The organism is Solibacillus sp. FSL W7-1472, assembly GCF_037969775.1.
Taxonomy (GTDB): Bacteria; Bacillota; Bacilli; order Bacillales_A; family Planococcaceae; genus Solibacillus; species Solibacillus silvestris.
In genome coordinates, this window is record NZ_CP150208.1 from 3,352,652 (window position 1) to 3,369,832 (window position 17,181).

At 42.8% G+C, this 17,181-nt stretch carries 12 protein-coding genes, 16 tRNA genes and 3 rRNA genes; 6 read left to right on the forward strand and 25 right to left on the reverse strand.

The window, feature by feature from the left end; translation table 11 throughout:
• Positions 1-114: 114 nt before the first annotated feature.
• Entirely contained in the window at positions 115-291 is a 177-nt protein-coding gene (locus MKY07_RS16755) for a hypothetical protein (protein WP_008406499.1), read from the reverse strand.
• Between the two features lie 368 nt (positions 292-659).
• Between MKY07_RS16755 and MKY07_RS16760 the strand changes: the two genes are divergently transcribed.
• Entirely contained in the window at positions 660-1,547 is an 888-nt protein-coding gene (locus MKY07_RS16760) for a VOC family protein (protein WP_339263215.1), read from the forward strand.
• Between the two features lie 108 nt (positions 1,548-1,655).
• The gene (locus MKY07_RS16765) at positions 1,656-2,423 is read left to right on the forward strand and encodes a sporulation protein (RefSeq protein ID WP_339263216.1); all 768 of its coding nucleotides are present in this window, start codon (positions 1,656-1,658) and stop codon (positions 2,421-2,423) included.
• Positions 2,424-2,461: 38 nt separating this feature from the next.
• Here the strand turns inward: MKY07_RS16765 and trmL are convergent, their stop codons facing one another.
• On the reverse strand, positions 2,462-2,935 hold the full coding sequence (gene trmL, locus MKY07_RS16770; RefSeq protein ID WP_014822725.1) for a tRNA (uridine(34)/cytosine(34)/5-carboxymethylaminomethyluridine(34)-2'-O)-methyltransferase TrmL: 474 nt from the start codon (positions 2,933-2,935) through the stop codon (positions 2,462-2,464).
• A 16-nt stretch (positions 2,936-2,951) separates the two neighbouring features.
• A complete protein-coding gene (gene queG, locus MKY07_RS16775; RefSeq protein ID WP_339263217.1) occupies positions 2,952-4,085 on the reverse strand; it encodes a tRNA epoxyqueuosine(34) reductase QueG in 1,134 nt (377 codons plus the stop codon).
• Positions 4,086-4,184: 99 nt separating this feature from the next.
• Here queG and MKY07_RS16780 point away from each other — a divergent pair, with 99 nt between their 5' ends.
• Positions 4,185-4,874 carry a phenylalanine--tRNA ligase beta subunit-related protein gene (locus tag MKY07_RS16780; protein ID WP_339263218.1) on the forward strand — a complete coding sequence of 230 codons (690 nt, stop codon included), beginning with the start codon at positions 4,185-4,187 and terminating at the stop codon, positions 4,872-4,874.
• Positions 4,875-4,887: 13 nt separating this feature from the next.
• Complete coding sequence (locus MKY07_RS16785) at positions 4,888-5,397, forward strand: hypothetical protein (RefSeq protein WP_339263219.1); 510 nt, start codon at positions 4,888-4,890, stop codon at positions 5,395-5,397.
• 234 nt (positions 5,398-5,631) lie between these two features.
• Here the strand turns inward: MKY07_RS16785 and MKY07_RS16790 are convergent, their stop codons facing one another.
• Entirely contained in the window at positions 5,632-6,543 is a 912-nt protein-coding gene (locus MKY07_RS16790) for an LD-carboxypeptidase (protein ID WP_339263220.1), read from the reverse strand.
• A 127-nt stretch (positions 6,544-6,670) separates the two neighbouring features.
• On the opposite strand from MKY07_RS16790, the gene MKY07_RS16795 reads away from it, so the two are divergent.
• Positions 6,671-7,549 carry a DMT family transporter gene (locus MKY07_RS16795; protein ID WP_008406508.1) on the forward strand — a complete coding sequence of 293 codons (879 nt, stop codon included), beginning with the start codon at positions 6,671-6,673 and terminating at the stop codon, positions 7,547-7,549.
• A gap of 30 nt (positions 7,550-7,579) precedes the next feature.
• On the opposite strand, the gene nagB is transcribed toward MKY07_RS16795, so the two are convergent.
• The 21 genes from nagB to MKY07_RS16900 all read right to left on the reverse strand — a co-directional run bounded on the left by nagB (position 7,580) and on the right by MKY07_RS16900 (position 16,524).
• Positions 7,580-8,311: a glucosamine-6-phosphate deaminase gene (nagB, locus tag MKY07_RS16800; protein WP_008406509.1), complete on the reverse strand. Its 732-nt coding sequence runs from the start codon at positions 8,309-8,311 to the stop codon at positions 7,580-7,582.
• A 412-nt stretch (positions 8,312-8,723) separates the two neighbouring features.
• Positions 8,724-8,804: transfer RNA gene (locus MKY07_RS16805), tRNA-Leu, on the reverse strand.
• 44 nt (positions 8,805-8,848) lie between these two features.
• Positions 8,849-8,922, reverse strand: a tRNA-Cys gene (locus MKY07_RS16810).
• Positions 8,923-8,927: 5 nt separating this feature from the next.
• Positions 8,928-9,002, reverse strand: a tRNA-Gly gene (locus MKY07_RS16815).
• 12 nt (positions 9,003-9,014) lie between these two features.
• A tRNA-Gln gene (locus tag MKY07_RS16820) sits at positions 9,015-9,089 on the reverse strand.
• A 23-nt stretch (positions 9,090-9,112) separates the two neighbouring features.
• Positions 9,113-9,188, reverse strand: a tRNA-His gene (locus MKY07_RS16825).
• A gap of 39 nt (positions 9,189-9,227) precedes the next feature.
• A tRNA-His gene (locus tag MKY07_RS16830) sits at positions 9,228-9,303 on the reverse strand.
• 32 nt (positions 9,304-9,335) lie between these two features.
• A tRNA-Trp gene (locus MKY07_RS16835) sits at positions 9,336-9,409 on the reverse strand.
• Positions 9,410-9,419: 10 nt separating this feature from the next.
• A tRNA-Tyr gene (locus MKY07_RS16840) sits at positions 9,420-9,503 on the reverse strand.
• Between the two features lie 6 nt (positions 9,504-9,509).
• Positions 9,510-9,585: transfer RNA gene (locus MKY07_RS16845), tRNA-Thr, on the reverse strand.
• Positions 9,586-9,592: 7 nt separating this feature from the next.
• Positions 9,593-9,668: transfer RNA gene (locus tag MKY07_RS16850), tRNA-Phe, on the reverse strand.
• Between the two features lie 22 nt (positions 9,669-9,690).
• Positions 9,691-9,766: transfer RNA gene (locus MKY07_RS16855), tRNA-Asp, on the reverse strand.
• 3 nt (positions 9,767-9,769) lie between these two features.
• Positions 9,770-9,844, reverse strand: a tRNA-Met gene (locus tag MKY07_RS16860).
• A gap of 18 nt (positions 9,845-9,862) precedes the next feature.
• Positions 9,863-9,938, reverse strand: a tRNA-Val gene (locus MKY07_RS16865).
• 27 nt (positions 9,939-9,965) lie between these two features.
• Positions 9,966-10,040 (reverse strand) — tRNA-Glu (locus MKY07_RS16870).
• 17 nt (positions 10,041-10,057) lie between these two features.
• Positions 10,058-10,149 (reverse strand) — tRNA-Ser (locus MKY07_RS16875).
• Between the two features lie 9 nt (positions 10,150-10,158).
• Positions 10,159-10,234: transfer RNA gene (locus MKY07_RS16880), tRNA-Asn, on the reverse strand.
• A 14-nt stretch (positions 10,235-10,248) separates the two neighbouring features.
• A 5S ribosomal RNA gene (gene rrf / locus MKY07_RS16885) occupies positions 10,249-10,364 on the reverse strand.
• Positions 10,365-10,484: 120 nt separating this feature from the next.
• Positions 10,485-13,413 (reverse strand): 23S ribosomal RNA (locus tag MKY07_RS16890).
• A gap of 317 nt (positions 13,414-13,730) precedes the next feature.
• A 16S ribosomal RNA gene (locus MKY07_RS16895) occupies positions 13,731-15,287 on the reverse strand.
• The 16S, 23S and 5S rRNA genes sit together here with 16 tRNA genes alongside, the layout of an rRNA operon.
• Positions 15,288-15,630: 343 nt before the next feature.
• On the reverse strand, positions 15,631-16,524 hold the full coding sequence (locus MKY07_RS16900; RefSeq protein ID WP_008405751.1) for a nucleotidyltransferase-like protein: 894 nt from the start codon (positions 16,522-16,524) through the stop codon (positions 15,631-15,633).
• A 291-nt stretch (positions 16,525-16,815) separates the two neighbouring features.
• Between MKY07_RS16900 and MKY07_RS16905 the strand changes: the two genes are divergently transcribed.
• Positions 16,816-17,157: a YgzB family protein gene (locus MKY07_RS16905; RefSeq protein WP_008405748.1), complete on the forward strand. Its 342-nt coding sequence runs from the start codon at positions 16,816-16,818 to the stop codon at positions 17,155-17,157.
• Positions 17,158-17,181: the final 24 nt, after the last annotated feature.

Genomic DNA, 17,181 nt, shown 5'->3' on the forward strand with positions numbered 1-17,181 from the left:
TGACGGCTACGCCTTTCGCTACAAGCAAGCTTCCTACGGGATTATGCATAGCAAAAAGACGCCACTTTTCTTTGAGAAAAGTGGCGTCTTTGGATTATGTCCAAACTAACTTTTTTATTTTCCCTCTTCCTGCTGTTCATCCTCTTCATCATCAAACTGCTGCGGATCTGAAATGCGTTCCGCTTCTTCCAATTGTCCGCCGTCTCGCAAGTTCTCCATTTGCTTCCCGAGAATTTTCAGCTCATCCATCGTATTAGCCATATTTCCATTAACGATTTCTTCTCTTTTCATATAAATCCCTCCAAATTAATTTAGTATTATTTTTTTCCAATTTTGACTGATTTCTGTCATAAATAAAGTATTCATTCAAATAATTTATGCTATACTGAAAAAAGAGATAATTAAAACATGAGGAGGATTCTTCCATGAAATTACTTTTAATTCTTGGTGTCAGCATATCATTTTTAATCGCTATTTTCACAGCTGGCTATGATAGCAAACCATTCTCAAAAGAAAGATAATTCCACTAGCTTTCCAGTAAAGGACAATCGTTAATTAGCGGTTGTCTTTTTCATTTGACTTTTATTGTTGCATATTTTATATTAGTTACATAAAGTAAGTTGATTATAAAAAATAACCATTAAGGGAGATCATATATTATGGCTACACATTTTCATAAAAAACCAAATCTTTATCCTGCTCATGTTCAATTAAAAGTTTCTGACTTAGTACGTTCGATCGAATACTACACAACAGTTATCGGCTTTAAAGTATTACAGCAAACAGAAACGGAAGCATACTTGACAGCAGACGGACAAACAAGCTTAGTATCACTAGTCGAAGTACAAAATGCTCAGCCACTTAAACAAGGCTTTGCAGGTTTATACCACTTAGCATTACTATTACCCTCTCGCAAGGACTTAGGAAACATCGTACAGCATTTTGTTAATCTGAATGTTCGAATCGGTGCTGCAGATCATGATGTTTCAGAAGCACTTTACTTAAACGATCCGGATGGAAATGGTATCGAAATTTATATCGACCGTCATGAATCGGAATGGACCTGGAATCAGGACGAACAAGTCCATATGGTGACAGAACAGCTGAATTTCCAGCCGATTTTAGCAGCTGCAGACGGCAACTGGAACGGCTTGCCTGCTGACACTGTTATGGGGCATGTACACTTATCCGTAGTAAACTTGGACAAATCGGAGCAGTTTTATACAAATGTATTGGATTATAATGTCGTGACTCGTTACGGTGCACAGGCGCTGTTCGTATCAACAGGTAAATATCATCACCATTTCGGCTTAAATACTTGGAACAGCAACAACGGCCATGCTCCAACAAACGATATGGTAGGTTTAAAATCCTTTACAGTCGTGTTAAAAGATGCGAAGTATGCTGAAGAAGTAAAACAAAACCTGACAACTAACGGCTTCATCATTGAAAACTTTGCAGAAGCACCAGCACACGGTGGTACCCAGTTATTCTCAACAGTAGATCCAAACGGTTTACGTATCGTATTTACATTAGACGGTGAATAATTACCGTTAACCTAAAGCAAGAGCCCGAAAAATTTTTCGGGCTCTTTTTGAAACTTTCTTTTCTATCCTACGTATACATAATTAATTACAATAAACGGAGGAATTCATTTGTCACTATTTAATAAAGTTTTAGCAAGTGTTGGTATAGGAGCTGCAAAAGTTGATACGAAATTGCACAAATCAACTTACACGTTGAATGAAAATATTTCAGGTGTTGTAGAAATCATCGGTGGTAGCACGGAACAGCAAATTGATGCAATCTATCTAACACTTCATACAAACTTTATCCGCGAAATCGATGATAAAAAGATTAAAGATGAAGCGGTGCTTCACAAATACAAATTAAATGAGCCATTCACAATTCAGGCAGACGAAAAACGCCAAATTCCATTTTCATTCTCTCTGCCCCCTGTTGTTCCGGTAACGACCGGCAACTCGCGTGTATGGATTCAAACAGGCTTAGATATTAAAAATGCGGTCGATCCTAAAGATAAAGACTTTATCGAGATTCAGCCGACTCGTCTTGCGAACAGTGTGTTAACTGCCATTCAAAACATGGGCTTCCGGTTGCGTAAAGTAGATAACGAACAAGCCCCTTCTTATTTACGCCGCCAAACACCGATTGTACAGGAATTTGAGTTTACACCGACAAACAACACGTATCGCCGGTATCTAGACGAACTTGAAGTTGTCTTTTTACATCAATCATCAAACTCAGTCGAAATTTTAGTGCAAGTAGACCGACGTGCCCGCGGGCTTGGAGGATTTTTATCCGAAGCGCTCGATATGGATGAGAGCTTCATCCGTCTCACATTATCCGAACACGACAATATTCAGGCAAAGCTTGAGCAAGTAATTAAAACGAAGATGAAATAATCAAAAGGCAAGAAGCATCAGTCGCTTCTTGCCTTGTTTTATTTTAAACCTGGATAGTTTTGTTGTCTTAGTACTTCGTAAATCACAATTGCCGCTGTATTTGATAAATTCAGTGAGCGGATATGGTCACTTTGCGGGATGCGCAGGCACATATCGGCACGTTCTTTTGCAAACTCCTTTGGCAAGCCAGTCGTTTCTCTTCCGAACATAAAGTAAAGGTCACGCTCTGAATTGCTGAAATCATGTGTCGTAAACGGCTCATCACTATATGTCTCAATTAAATATACATCGCCATCTTTACTGTACTCGATAAAATCTTCTAAAGAATCATGGTAAACGACATTCACGTGTTCCCAATAATCCAATCCAGCACGCTTCAGCATTTTGTCATCTGTTGAAAAGCCCAATGGACGGATCAAATGTAATGATGTATTCGTTCCAGCACAAGTACGGGCAATGTTGCCTGTGTTTGCCGGGATTTCTGGTTGATATAATACGATATGGTTTGGCACTTCTGATCCTTCTCTCTTAATGATTTAACATTGCTAGCCCTTTATCAATCTCCGCCAGCACTTCTTCATCCTGCTCTGTTTTTTTTGCAGCTATTAAAATCTCCACTGCCCCATCCGTTCCGATTTTTCCGATTGCCCATGCAGCGGTCCCTCTTAATACAGGACGCTCATCTTTTTGCAGTACTTGAACTAAATCAGGCATCGCCGCTTCTTCTTTAAAGTGGGCCAGCGCTAAAATGGCATTGCGCTGAATCGGCTTTTTGCCGCGCCATGAGCCGGATACATGACCAAACTTTGCCTTAAATTCCTTATTGGAAATCGATAAAAGAGGCTGTAGTAAAGGTTTTGCGATTTCAGGATCGGGAGTGAATTCATCATGGATCCAGTTCAGCTTTCCTTTATTTTTCGGGCACACTGTCTGACATGTATCACAGCCATACAAACGGTTTCCGATTTTTGCCCGAAACTCATCCGGTAAAAATCCTTTCGTTTGAGTTAAAAAGGCAATGCACCGCTGTGAATTCAGCTGCCCAGGCGCAACGATCGCTCCAGTTGGACAAACATCAATACATAATGTACAGTCTCCGCATTCATCCTCCATCGGTGTGTCAGGGGCAAACGGGATATTTGTGATGATCTCGCCTAAATAGACGTACGAACCAAACTCCGGTGTTATGATCGAACAATTTTTGGCGCTCCAGCCGATACCTGCCCGTTCTGCAACTGCACGATCTACTAGTTCCCCAGTATCGACCATCGATTTCACCTTTACATTTGGCACACGTTCATGCAGCCATGCTTCAATGAGCTGCAGACGTTCACGAACAGCTGTATGATAGTCAATCCCCCATGAAGCACGGCAAAAAATACCGCGGCGCTCCCCTTTTTTTCCCTGCGGGGCATCTTGCATGCGTGAAGGATAGGCAATCGCGATCGCAATAATACTTTCTGCTTCATCTAATAATTTTAAAGGCTCTGTACGCAGCTCTATATTTGCTTCTTCAAAGCCTGATTGGTATGCTAATTGTTGCTGACGACGCAGACGGTTTTTCAATTCATGAAACGGAGCAGCGGTCGTAAATCCGATTTTATCAACACCAATAGATGCTGCGTATTTCACTAAATCTTCTTGAAGTTGATGAACTTTCATTTCACATACTCCTTTCAAATGATACAATAATTATAAACTTATTCCGTATTACATATTTTAGTATTTCTCCCATTAAAAACAATGTAAGTAGGTGTTCTCATGAATATTTCAATAAATGAAGCTCTTTTTTCTGTCAATGAGCAATTAAAAATTGGCCTTATCCATTATAGCAAAATTATCGTCGAAGAATCTCCTCAAATGATTAAAGGTCGCACACAACTTTATCAGGAAAATCTATATTTGGAATTACAGGAAACACCTGTGACAGAACGTCCTGGTATTAAAGAGTGGCGCCAGCTTTGGAAGGCTTTTGGCGGGGACCCGAACCGGTACCGTCACTCTGCGGAAAGCTTAATGCGCCGTATCGCCAAACAGCAATATTTAGCACCGTTCCATTCGGCTGTTGATCTAAATAACTTCTTCTCCCTGCAATACGAAATACCTGTTGGCATTTATGATGCAGAAAGTATTGATGGTAATGTGGAAATCAATGTCGGCAATGCATCGACAGGCTATGAAGGAATTAATGGACGCTTTAATTCATTGGATAACATCATCCATACCAAGGATGCAATCGGTCCATTCGGCAGCCCCTTTGTTGATTCAAAAAGAACGGCAGTGACAGAAGCTACGACAAATGCGCTGCAAATCTTTTATTTACGCCCTTCCCTCAGTGGAAAGGAAGCTGCTGAACTACTAGGCAGTGCAGGAAACATGTTTACACAAATTAGCGGTGGCGAATATGAAGTACATATTCTTTCAAAGGAAAATCCAAAAGTTCATATTTAAGGAGTGAAATCGTTTGACTATTAACTTAGCTGAGGCAGTAAAACTAAAAAGTATCATTACGAAAAGAATCCAGGAACGAACAATACAAGTACATTCATTAACACATGCTATCATTGAAAAAGGCGAACAGCCGAAAACACCTGATTATACACTCGAAATGCTTGAAGCCGAGTTAAAAGAGCTTCGTTATGATTCACGTAAACTTGATGCCCTGATCTACCGGGCTAATATCGACAATACTATTGTGTTTAAAGATGAGGAAATGCCTATTGTAGAGGCGATTGAACTTGCGAGTCAATTACGTGCAGAAGCACAATTTTGCAAAAACCTTGGTTCTGAGGAAAAAGAGGCTTTCTACCATAATTCCGGTGATGCCATACTTTACCGTGTAGCATTGTATGATCCAATGACATACCGAAACCGTGCAAATGAGCTTGAAAAGGAAGCACATCGCCTTTCCAATTTAATTAATGCCAAAAACTATCAAGTTGAAATTGAATTTGATGACAGCAACTATTTCTAAACCTAGGGCGGTGAGACTCCAAACTAGGTAATAACGGGCGATTTTTGCTTCGGCATCCCCAACTAATGGTCAAACCGATGACCCTTTACCGTTTACACTGTTACCTTTCACACATAACCAACTATAGTAAAAGCTAACACAATCGTAATTGAGTATTTTTGCTCGCCCGTTATTAAAAGACACCTGCTCACTTACACGTGAAAAGGTGTCTTTGCTTTTTATCTCATCTGAATCCTACTCTACACCCGGTAAAATGCTTAATGTCTTATCATCTGCATCTAATAATACGTCCACACCTAATGGAATCGCAATATTAGGCTCGCAATGACCAATTTTGAACCCTGCTACTGCCGGTTTGTTAAACGGCTTCAAATATCCTTCTATTACCTTCAGCACATCTTCATAGCTGTATGTATCATCCGGCATATTAAAGTCTGCTATTACAAAGCCTGCTGCAAGCTCCAGCTTTCTTGAAAGACGAAGCTGATTCAGCATTAAATCAATTTGCTCGATTGTTTCACCTAAATCTTCAAGTAGTAAAATTTTATTGCGCACATCAATTTCAAATTTAGTTCCAAGTGTGCTGACAATACGGTTTAAATTTCCGCCTGTCAATTCGCCGCGTACAGCTCCCGGTATAATTGTCGTAAGAGGTGAAATGCTTTCTGTATACTGAATTTCAATCGGCTGGAATAGCTGCTGGAACATTTTTTTAGAAAGAGGGTCCAGTTCCCCTTTTGGACTAGACAGCATCGGACCATGGAATGTCACTAAATTTGCAAACTCGTTTACTTGTGTATGTAAAGTCGTCACATCGGAAAAGCCCCAAATTATTTTCGGATTGTCCTCGATTAATGGATAGCTTATCTTATCGATGATTCTTGAGATTCCGTAGCCGCCCTTCACTAAAAAGACTGCCTTCACTTCCGGATCAACAATCATTTGGTGGAAGTCTTTAATCCGCTCCTCGTCGGAACCTGCCAAATAGCCTTCGTATGCCTGTACCGTATTACCAAGCTTATACTTTAAACCTAATTCCTCTAAAAACGCTAATTTATCCCCTACTGATTCTATATTAAGCGGACTACTTAAATTAACTAATCCTACTGTATCGCCATGCTGTAACCTTGCTGGTCGAATTTTCATGCTAATGACCTCCTTTTGCTTCTGTCGTTATTGTATCATAGCGTTTTATGTAAAGCGCATTGCAAATTCCATGTGGTTGTCCCTATAATAGATAAAATCAATTTCCAATATAAGGAGATGCTCAATAATGAAATTTCCACCACAGCTACTGCTCATTTTGGCTACTTTATTGTGGGGCGGCAACTTTGTAATTGGACGAGCTGTTTCAGGAGATATTCCTCCGATTACACTTGCCTTTTTACGTTGGATTGTTGCCTTTCTCGTATTTTTCCCAATCGCTTACAACCGGACGAAAAAAGAATGGCCTGCGCTGAAACAGCATTGGGGTGCTGTCATCATTTTAGCAATAACAGGAGTTGCCGCATTCAATACACTCGTCTACATCGGCTTGCATGATACAACATCCATTAATGCATCTTTAATGAATTCATCAACACCGATTATTATATACATACTGAGCTTTATCTTTTTAAAAGAACGGTTAACGAAGTTCCAAATGATCGGCACACTGCTTTCTTTAGCCGGAGTGCTCTTTATTATATCCGGAGGCTCATTACAAAGCCTGCTTTCATTTTCATTCAACAAAGGGGACTTGATCGTTTTGATTGCGGTAGTGTGCTGGAGTTTCTATTCATTACTCATTAAAAAGTACGCAGGTAAGCTGCCGGGTTATTCTACGTTTTTAGTGACGATTGCAATCGGAGCTATTATGTTACTGCCGTTCGCAGTATATGAACTACTAACAACATCACAAGCAATCGTATGGAACGCTTCGACAATTGGGGCGATTTTTTATGTAGGGATCATTGCTTCGATAGTTGCCTTTTTAAGCTGGAACAATGGCGTTGTCTCATTAGGAGCAAACAAAGCAGGAATCTATTTAAACTTTATTCCTCTATTTGCCACAATCTTTGCTGTACTGTTTTTAAATGAGCAACTCCTCATCGCTCAAGTAATCGGAGGCATTGCGGTAATTACAGGAGTATTTATTTCATCGATCAAATAAAGGAGTGCACAATGTATGCACTCCTTTACCTTATTTTACATCTGTATAAATAACCGTCACATCTGGATGGTTGTGCAGTGCGCTCGCAGGGAAATCTTCTGTTACGACACCGCTGCGTAAACGTTCAAATGCCTCCTGTTTTGATGCACCTGAAATTAATAATACAATCTTTTTAGAACTTAAAATTGTTTTGATCCCCATTGTAATGGCATGTGTCGGCACATCATCAATAGAATCAAAATAGACTTGATTCGCTTCACGTGTAGACTGTGCAAGCTCTACAATATTTGTACCTAAATCAAAAGGAGTTCCAGGTTCATTAAAACCGATATGTCCATTTACACCAATTCCTAAAAGCTGTATATCAATATTTCCCGCCGCATTAATCAATGCATCATATTCAGCGGCAGCTTTTTCTAAATTCGACTTATTACCAGCTGGTAAATAAATATTTTCCCGTTTCATATCGATATGATTAAACAGGTTATAGTCCATATAATAATGGTAGCTCGCTTCATTTGCCGGATTAATACCGATATATTCATCCAAGTTGAAAGACTTGGCTTGTTTAAAAGATACTTCGCCTGCCTTATACGCAGCTACAAGCTTTTTATAAAAGCCTTCCGGGGTACCTCCTGTAGCCATTCCAAATACCGTTGAACTATCCTTTTTTAATTGATCTATAAAAATTGTTGCAGCAATTTTACTCAACTCACCATAGTTTGCCGCTTCAATCCACTTAAAATTTGTTGCTACATTCATTTGTTTAATTCCCTACTTCCTCGCTATATTCCATAATTTATATCACTTAAATAAAATGCGTTTTTTTAAAATTCATTCCTAACATCACTATGTTAATTTTATAGTAAATAATTTTAATACGCCAGAAAAAACGTGCAGGATTTTCTGGAAAACATACTAATTTCCTTTGTATATAATATGATATTCTCCCATACTAATTTCCCAATATTCCGTACGCAGACTTTATTTTTCTCATTATCATATAAAAGAATCGATGAATCTATTCTTTCCTAATTTCACTTATAAATACCACTGTTGAAGTCGGATTCTATAATCTATTCTATGCTCTTTAAAAAGATTATGGGACTTTATATATCGATTATAAAAATAAAAAAAGACCTCACAGTATGAACTGTGAAGTCTTTTTTTCAGATACCGAGTGTGGGACTTGAACCCACACGCCTCGCGGCAACGGATTTTGAGTCCGTCGTGTCTGCCATTCCACCAACTCGGCAAAATAAGGTAAAAAAAAATCGGTTTCTCCGATTAAATAAAATATGGAGGCGGCAACCGGATTTGAACCGGTGATAAAGGTGTTGCAGACCTGTGCCTTACCACTTGGCTATGCCGCCATATTTGGAGCGGAAGACGAGGTTCGAACTCGCGACCCCCACCTTGGCAAGGTGGTGTTCTACCACTGAACTACTTCCGCAAAATAAAAAAATGGCTGGGGTACCTGGATTCGAACCAGGGCATGACGGAATCAAAATCCGTTGCCTTACCGCTTGGCTATACCCCAAATATTTAAATTATGATATAGAATGGGGCGACTGATGGGAATCGAACCCACGAATGCCTGAACCACAATCAGGTGCGTTAACCACTTCGCCACAACCGCCACTATATTATAATTTTAACACTTAAACCTAAATAAAAATGGGGCGACTGATGGGAATCGAACCCACGAATGCCTGAACCACAATCAGGTGCGTTAACCACTTCGCCACAACCGCCACTATATTATTTTAAGTATTTTTAAGTTATTTGGCAGGGGCAGTAGGAATCGAACCCACACTGACGGTTTTGGAGACCGTAGTTCTACCTTTAAACTATGCCCCTATCAAAAGGATGGTGGAGGGGGACGGATTCGAACCGCCGAACCCTAAGGAGCGGATTTACAGTCCGCCGCGTTTAGCCACTTCGCTACCCCTCCAGGTAATGGTGCCGGCGAAAGGAGTCGAACCCTCGACCTACTGATTACAAGTCAGTTGCTCTACCAACTGAGCTACACCGGCAAAAATATGGTGGGTTTGGACGGAATCGAACCGCCGACACTTAGAGCTTCAATCTAATGCTCTACCAACTGAGCTACAAACCCACAAATTAATTTTTTTAAAAAATGGCGGTCCCGACCGGGATCGAACCGGCGATCTCCTGCGTGACAGGCAGGCATGTTAACCGCTACACCACGGGACCATTTGGTTGCGGGGGCAGGACTTGAACCTGCGACCTTCGGGTTATGAGCCCGACGAGCTACCACTGCTCCACCCCGCGATAATACTATTTGTTTAATGGTGGAGGATGACGGGCTCGAACCGCCGACCCCCTGCTTGTAAGGCAGGTGCTCTCCCAGCTGAGCTAATCCTCCAATGCTGGATACTACTTATGTATCTTTTGGTGACCCGTACGGGATTCGAACCCGTGTTACCGCCGTGAAAGGGCGGTGTCTTAACCACTTGACCAACGGGCCTCTTTATAAATTAAGCCTGGCGGAGAGTAAGGGATTTGAACCCTTGATGCAGGGTTACCCGCATACACGATTTCCAATCGTGCTCCTTCGGCCACTCGGACAACTCTCCAAGATTTAATGGCTCCGAAGGCAGGACTCGAACCTGCGACCTGCCGGTTAACAGCCGGATGCTCTACCAACTGAGCTACTTCGGAATAATTCTATAACAGCCTAGCGACGTCCTACTCTCACAGGGGGAATCCCCCAACTACCATCGGCGCTAAAGAGCTTAACTTCCGTGTTCGGTATGGGAACGGGTGTGACCTCTTTGCCATCATCACTAGACTATTTAATCGAAAGACATTATTTATTATATCATACTTTTCTTATTTGTCAAGTATTTATATAATAATTTTTCATTCTTTCAAAACTGGATAAACGTTTCATTGAATTGAGCAATAAAATGTGGTTAAGTCCTCGACCGATTAGTATTCGTCAGCTGCATGCGTCACCGCACTTCCACCTCGAACCTATCTACCTGATCGTCTTTCAGGGGTCTTACTTACTTGCGTAATGGGAAATCTCATCTTGAGGGGGGCTTCATGCTTAGATGCTTTCAGCACTTATCCCGTCCATACATAGCTACCCAGCGATGCCTTTGGCAAGACAACTGGTACACCAGCGGTATGTCCATCCCGGTCCTCTCGTACTAAGGACAGCTCCTCTCAAATTTCCTACGCCCACGACGGATAGGGACCGAACTGTCTCACGACGTTCTGAACCCAGCTCGCGTACCGCTTTAATGGGCGAACAGCCCAACCCTTGGGACCGACTACAGCCCCAGGATGCGATGAGCCGACATCGAGGTGCCAAACCTCCCCGTCGATGTGGACTCTTGGGGGAGATAAGCCTGTTATCCCCGGGGTAGCTTTTATCCGTTGAGCGATGGCCCTTCCATGCGGAACCACCGGATCACTAAGCCCGTCTTTCGACCCTGCTCGACTTGTAGGTCTCGCAGTCAAGCTCCCTTATGCCTTTACACTCTACGAATGATTTCCAACCATTCTGAGGGAACCTTTGGGCGCCTCCGTTACTCTTTAGGAGGCGACCGCCCCAGTCAAACTGTCCGCCTGACACTGTCTCCTACCCCGCTAAGGGGCATGGGTTAGAAGTTCAATACAACCAGGGTAGTATCCCACCGACGCCTCCTTCGAAGCTGGCGCTCCGAGATCTCTGGCTCCTACCTATCCTGTACAAGTTGTACCAAAATTCAATATCAGGCTACAGTAAAGCTCCACGGGGTCTTTCCGTCCTGTCGCGGGTAACCTGCATCTTCACAGGTACTATAATTTCACCGAGTCTCTCGTTGAGACAGTGCCCAGATCGTTACGCCTTTCGTGCGGGTCGGAACTTACCCGACAAGGAATTTCGCTACCTTAGGACCGTTATAGTTACGGCCGCCGTTTACTGGGGCTTCAATTCACAGCTTCGCTTGCGCTAACCGCTCCTCTTAACCTTCCAGCACCGGGCAGGCGTCAGCCCCTATACGTCACCTTACGGTTTTGCAGAGACCTGTGTTTTTGCTAAACAGTCGCCTGGGCCTATTCACTGCGGCTTCTCTAGGCTATGCACCCAAAGAAGCACCCCTTCTCCCGAAGTTACGGGGTCATTTTGCCGAGTTCCTTAACGAGAGTTCTCTCGCACACCTTAGGATTCTCTCCTCGACTACCTGTGTCGGTTTGCGGTACGGGCACCTCTCACCTCGATAGAGGCTTTTCTTGGCAGTGTGAAATCAGGAACTTCGCTCATACGAGCTCGTCATCACAGCTCAACGTTAAAGTATGCGGATTTGCCTACATACACGCCTTACTGCTTGAACACGCGCAACCAACGGCGTGCTTACCCTATCCTACTGCGTCCCCCCATTTCTCAAACGGTGAGGAGGTGGTACAGGAATATCAACCTGTTGTCCATCGCCTACGCCTATCGGCCTCGGCTTAGGTCCCGACTAACCCTGAGCGGACGAGCCTTCCTCAGGAAACCTTAGTCATACGGTGCATGGGATTCTCACCCATGTTTCGCTACTCATACCGGCATTCTCACTTCTAACCGCTCCACCAGTCCTTCCGGTCTGACTTCAACGCTGTTAGAACGCTCTCCTACCACGCATACTCAAAGTATGCATCCACAGCTTCGGTGAATCGTTTAGCCCCGATACATTTTCGGCGCAGCGTCACTCGACCAGTGAGCTATTACGCACTCTTTAAATGATGGCTGCTTCTAAGCCAACATCCTGGTTGTCTAAGCAACGCCACATCCTTTTCCACTTAACGATTACTTGGGGACCTTAGCTGGTGGTCTGGGCTGTTTCCCTCTTGACTACGGATCTTATCACTCGCAGTCTGACTCCCGTGTATAAATATCCGGCATTCGGAGTTTGTCTGAATTCGGTAAAGCGAGATGCCCCCCTAGTCCAAACAGTGCTCTACCTCCGGTATTCTCAATCACGAGGCTAGCCCTAAAGCTATTTCGGAGAGAACCAGCTATCTCCAGGTTCGATTGGAATTTCTCCGCTACCCACACCTCATCCCCGCACTTTTCAACGTGCGTGGGTTCGGGCCTCCAGTGAGTGTTACCTCACCTTCACCCTGGACATGGGTAGATCACCTGGTTTCGGGTCTACGACCACGTACTAATTCGCCCTATTCAGACTCGCTTTCGCTGCGGCTCCGTCTTCTCAACTTAACCTCGCACGTAATCGTAACTCGCCGGTTCATTCTACAAAAGGCACGCTATCACCCATTAACGGGCTCTAACTACTTGTAGGCACACGGTTTCAGGGTCTATTTCACTCCCCTTCCGGGGTGCTTTTCACCTTTCCCTCACGGTACTGGTTCACTATCGGTCACTAGGTAGTATTTAGCCTTGGGAGATGGTCCTCCCGGATTCCGACGGAATTTCACGTGTTCCGCCGTACTCAGGATCCACTCTGGAGGGAATGAACTTTTGACTACAGGGCTTTTACCTTGTTTCGCGGACCTTTCCAAGTCGCTTCGTCTAATTCATTCTTTTGTAACTCCGTATAGAGTGTCCTACAACCCCAAAGAGCAAGCTCTTTGGTTTGGGCTCTTCCCGTTTCGCTCGCCGCTACTCAGGGAATCGAATTTTCTTTCTGTTCCTGCAGGTACTTAGATGTTTCAGTTCCCTGCGTCTGTCTTCAACACGCTATGAATTCACGTGAAGATACTATCCGATTAAAGATAGTGGGTTCCCCCATTCGGAAATCCCCGGATCAAAGCTTACTTACAGCTCCCCGAGGCATATCGGTGTTAGTGCCGTCCTTCATCGACTCCTAGTGCCAAGGCATCCACCGTGCGCCCTTATTAACTTAACCAAAAGTTAACACTTAGATCAGAGATCTAAGATTTAAGTTTACACGTCAATTGCTTGACTTGTTTAAAAATCTATAAAATAGAAATTTGATTTATTGCTTTCAATGTCGTTTTATCCAGTTTTCAAAGAACGAAGCAGCTGACTTCAATCACATCGTGAGAAGCTTCACTGATTTTGCTTCATGCAGCTTTGCGACGTAAGCGCAAGCGTCAGGAGCAAGGTTTGAAGTATTTCATTCATTTAAGAATGAACCTTCAAAACTGAACAGCAAACGTTAATGTTTCATTCCCCGAAGGAATGATTCCGAAAAATCCTTAGAAAGGAGGTGATCCAGCCGCACCTTCCGATACGGCTACCTTGTTACGACTTCACCCCAATCATCTATCCCACCTTCGGCGGCTGGCTCCATAAAGGTTACCTCACCGACTTCGGGTGTTACAAACTCTCGTGGTGTGACGGGCGGTGTGTACAAGGCCCGGGAACGTATTCACCGCGGCATGCTGATCCGCGATTACTAGCGATTCCGGCTTCATGTAGGCGAGTTGCAGCCTACAATCCGAACTGAGAACGGTTTTATCGGATTAGCTCCCCCTCGCGGGTTGGCAACCGTTTGTACCGTCCATTGTAGCACGTGTGTAGCCCAGGTCATAAGGGGCATGATGATTTGACGTCATCCCCACCTTCCTCCGGTTTATCACCGGCAGTCTCCTTAGAGTGCCCAACTGAATGATGGCAACTAAGAATAAGGGTTGCGCTCGTTGCGGGACTTAACCCAACATCTCACGACACGAGCTGACGACAACCATGCACCACCTGTCACCGTTGCCCCCGAAGGGGAAACTATGTCTCCATAGTGGTCACCGGGATGTCAAGACCTGGTAAGGTTCTTCGCGTTGCTTCGAATTAAACCACATGCTCCACCGCTTGTGCGGGCCCCCGTCAATTCCTTTGAGTTTCAGTCTTGCGACCGTACTCCCCAGGCGGAGTGCTTAATGCGTTAGCTGCAGCACTGAGGGGCGGAAACCCCCCAACACTTAGCACTCATCGTTTACGGCGTGGACTACCAGGGTATCTAATCCTGTTTGCTCCCCACGCTTTCGCGCCTCAGTGTCAGTTACAGACCAGACAGTCGCCTTCGCCACTGGTGTTCCTCCAAATCTCTACGCATTTCACCGCTACACTTGGAATTCCACTATCCTCTTCTGCACTCAAGTTCCCCAGTTTCCAATGACCCTCCCCGGTTGAGCCGGGGGCTTTCACATCAGACTTAAGGAACCACCTGCGCGCGCTTTACGCCCAATAATTCCGGACAACGCTTGCCACCTACGTATTACCGCGGCTGCTGGCACGTAGTTAGCCGTGGCTTTCTAACAAGGTACCGTCAAGGTAGCGCCAGTTACTACGCTACTTGTTCTTCCCTTGCAACAGAGTTTTACGAACCGAAATCCTTCTTCACTCACGCGGCGTTGCTCCATCAGACTTTCGTCCATTGTGGAAGATTCCCTACTGCTGCCTCCCGTAGGAGTCTGGGCCGTGTCTCAGTCCCAGTGTGGCCGATCACCCTCTCAGGTCGGCTACGCATCGTTGCCTTGGTGAGCCGTTACCTCACCAACTAGCTAATGCGCCGCGGGTCCATCTTATAGTGACAGCCGAAACCGTCTTTCAACTTTCAAACATGTGTTAAAAAGTATTATTCGGTATTAGCCCCGGTTTCCCGGAGTTATCCCAATCTATAAGGTAGGTTACCCACGTGTTACTCACCCGTCCGCCGCTAAAATTTTAAAGGTGCAAGCACCAATAAAATTTCCGCTCGACTTGCATGTATTAGGCACGCCGCCAGCGTTCGTCCTGAGCCAGGATCAAACTCTCCATAAAAGTAGTTTGAAAGCTCATTTGCTTTGCTAGCGATTCAACTTCGTTAGAAGTTGAAATCTATTGTTTGCTTCATTTAAGAAGCTTGTTTCATTAACGTTGCTTGTTCAGTTTTCAAGGTTCATTTTGTTTCGTTGTCGTTTTAGCGACTTCTCTAATTTAACATCTCTGTTTCTTTTTGTCAACAACTTTTTCGAAAAAGTTTTTTGAAGAAATTCGTGAAGGTAATTTAGTTGTTTTCGAGTACGTCTTAGCGACATTTAATATATTACAATACTTCTTATAATTTCGTCAACACTTTTTATAAAAAAATTTCAGAGCGTTTTTAAACGCTCTGATTAATATACTATAACCCATACTCAGATTCAATATATTGTCTGTCTACATAATAGTTCCTGTGGAATATCGCTTCGTTTTTGGCAATAACCGTTTCAACCAATATTAACTCTCTTTCAATTAAATATTCAACGAACACTTCCAAGTCAACAGAGTAATAACTTAACTCCGGATGGTCATGCAGCTGTTGAATCGTCCACGAAGGTTGTGCAAGCATTGTTTCCAGAATATGTTGCGCCCCATCAGTAGTTCTGGAATTAATTAAAAACTCGCCAGCTAAAAATAATAACTCCAGACGCTTTTCTAGACTTTCGTTACTCATAATCAATTCTTCATATAATTTATAGATGGCTGGATCATTTCGTTTTACCTGGGCCCATACTGTAACTTCCGGGTAATGCCCACTATCGATAATCGATAATCTCCCTAAATGATGCAATGAAGCAACTACATGATTGTAAGCATCTAAAAAATGACCATCTTCAAATAATTCTTTTCCTTCTTTATAACGGCGGATTAACTTGGCAAACTGTATACCTGTTTTTAATTTACGACCGAAGAATGGGAACTCTTGCAATTCAGAACGCAGCTTATATAGAAACTCATTGCGGTCAAACATAACTTTTCCGTGGAAAAGCCAATCGACCAAGCGCTTATTTGAACCAATGAAAATCCATTTACGCAACCGTTCCTCCGTTAAAATATGCATCACCATTTTTGCTTCACCATATGAATAGTGTTTCGAATAAATAGGCTTATCACTTTCTTTTACAATAATTAAAAGAACCGAATCAAATGTATCGGTCATATTCTCAGCACCTTCACGCTTGTTTATCAATATTACTCCAAGCGTTTCCGGCTGACTTGCACGTTCCTGATAAATCGGTCTTAAAATATGTTCCATTGTTATCCCCCTATAAAATTTACCTTCTATATATTGTCATTGTAGATGCTATAAGATAAATTAACTATTGTTACGTCGATAAACTTTCAACCATGCTGAAAGTCCATCATTTCCTTAAATTAAATAATAGAAATCTCGTTATTTTTTCTTTCGCCATTAGTTTATAAAAACCCTTCATTTAAACATTTTAAATAGTATTACAGGATATTTAAAAGCCGCCTAATTCTTTCCTGTCTACTAATTTATATCCAATTTATGTTATAGTATATTTTAGATTAGGAGGCAATTGAAATGAAAAAATATAATAGTAAAATTAATAAGATCCGCTCTTTTGCATTATCCCTTATTTTCATCGGCTTCGTTATTATGTATGGTGCAATCTTTTTCAAAAATAATCAAATACTTGTATTAATCTTCATGACAATTGGACTTCTTTGTATAATCGGCAGTACAGCTGTATACGGCTGGATAGGATTGCTGTCTACAAAGGCCGTGCAAGTCGTCTGTCCGGAATGCGGGAAATGGACAAAAGTTTTAGGTCGTGTGGATATTTGTATGTATTGCAATGAACCACTCACTTTAGATCCTGCATTGGAAGGAAAAGAATTCAATCAAGAGTACAATAAAAATTAAATGTTCGGCAATGCTGGAGAAAAA

Excerpts from the sequence above, each read along its gene's own strand:
- nagB (WP_008406509.1), bottom strand. The coding sequence starts at position 8,311 with ATGAATGTAGCAACAAATTTTAAGTGGATTGAAGCGGCAAACTATGGT.
- queG (WP_339263217.1), bottom strand. The coding sequence starts at position 4,085 with ATGAAAGTTCATCAACTTCAAGAAGATTTAGTGAAATACGCAGCATCT.
- MKY07_RS16780 (WP_339263218.1), top strand. The coding sequence starts at position 4,185 with ATGAATATTTCAATAAATGAAGCTCTTTTTTCTGTCAATGAGCAATTA.
- MKY07_RS16790 (WP_339263220.1), bottom strand. The coding sequence starts at position 6,543 with ATGAAAATTCGACCAGCAAGGTTACAGCATGGCGATACAGTAGGATTA.
- MKY07_RS16905 (WP_008405748.1), top strand. The coding sequence starts at position 16,816 with ATGAAAAAATATAATAGTAAAATTAATAAGATCCGCTCTTTTGCATTA.
- MKY07_RS16900 (WP_008405751.1), bottom strand. The coding sequence starts at position 16,524 with ATGGAACATATTTTAAGACCGATTTATCAGGAACGTGCAAGTCAGCCG.
- MKY07_RS16760 (WP_339263215.1), top strand. The coding sequence starts at position 660 with ATGGCTACACATTTTCATAAAAAACCAAATCTTTATCCTGCTCATGTT.
- MKY07_RS16795 (WP_008406508.1), top strand. The coding sequence starts at position 6,671 with ATGAAATTTCCACCACAGCTACTGCTCATTTTGGCTACTTTATTGTGG.
- MKY07_RS16755 (WP_008406499.1), bottom strand. The coding sequence starts at position 291 with ATGAAAAGAGAAGAAATCGTTAATGGAAATATGGCTAATACGATGGAT.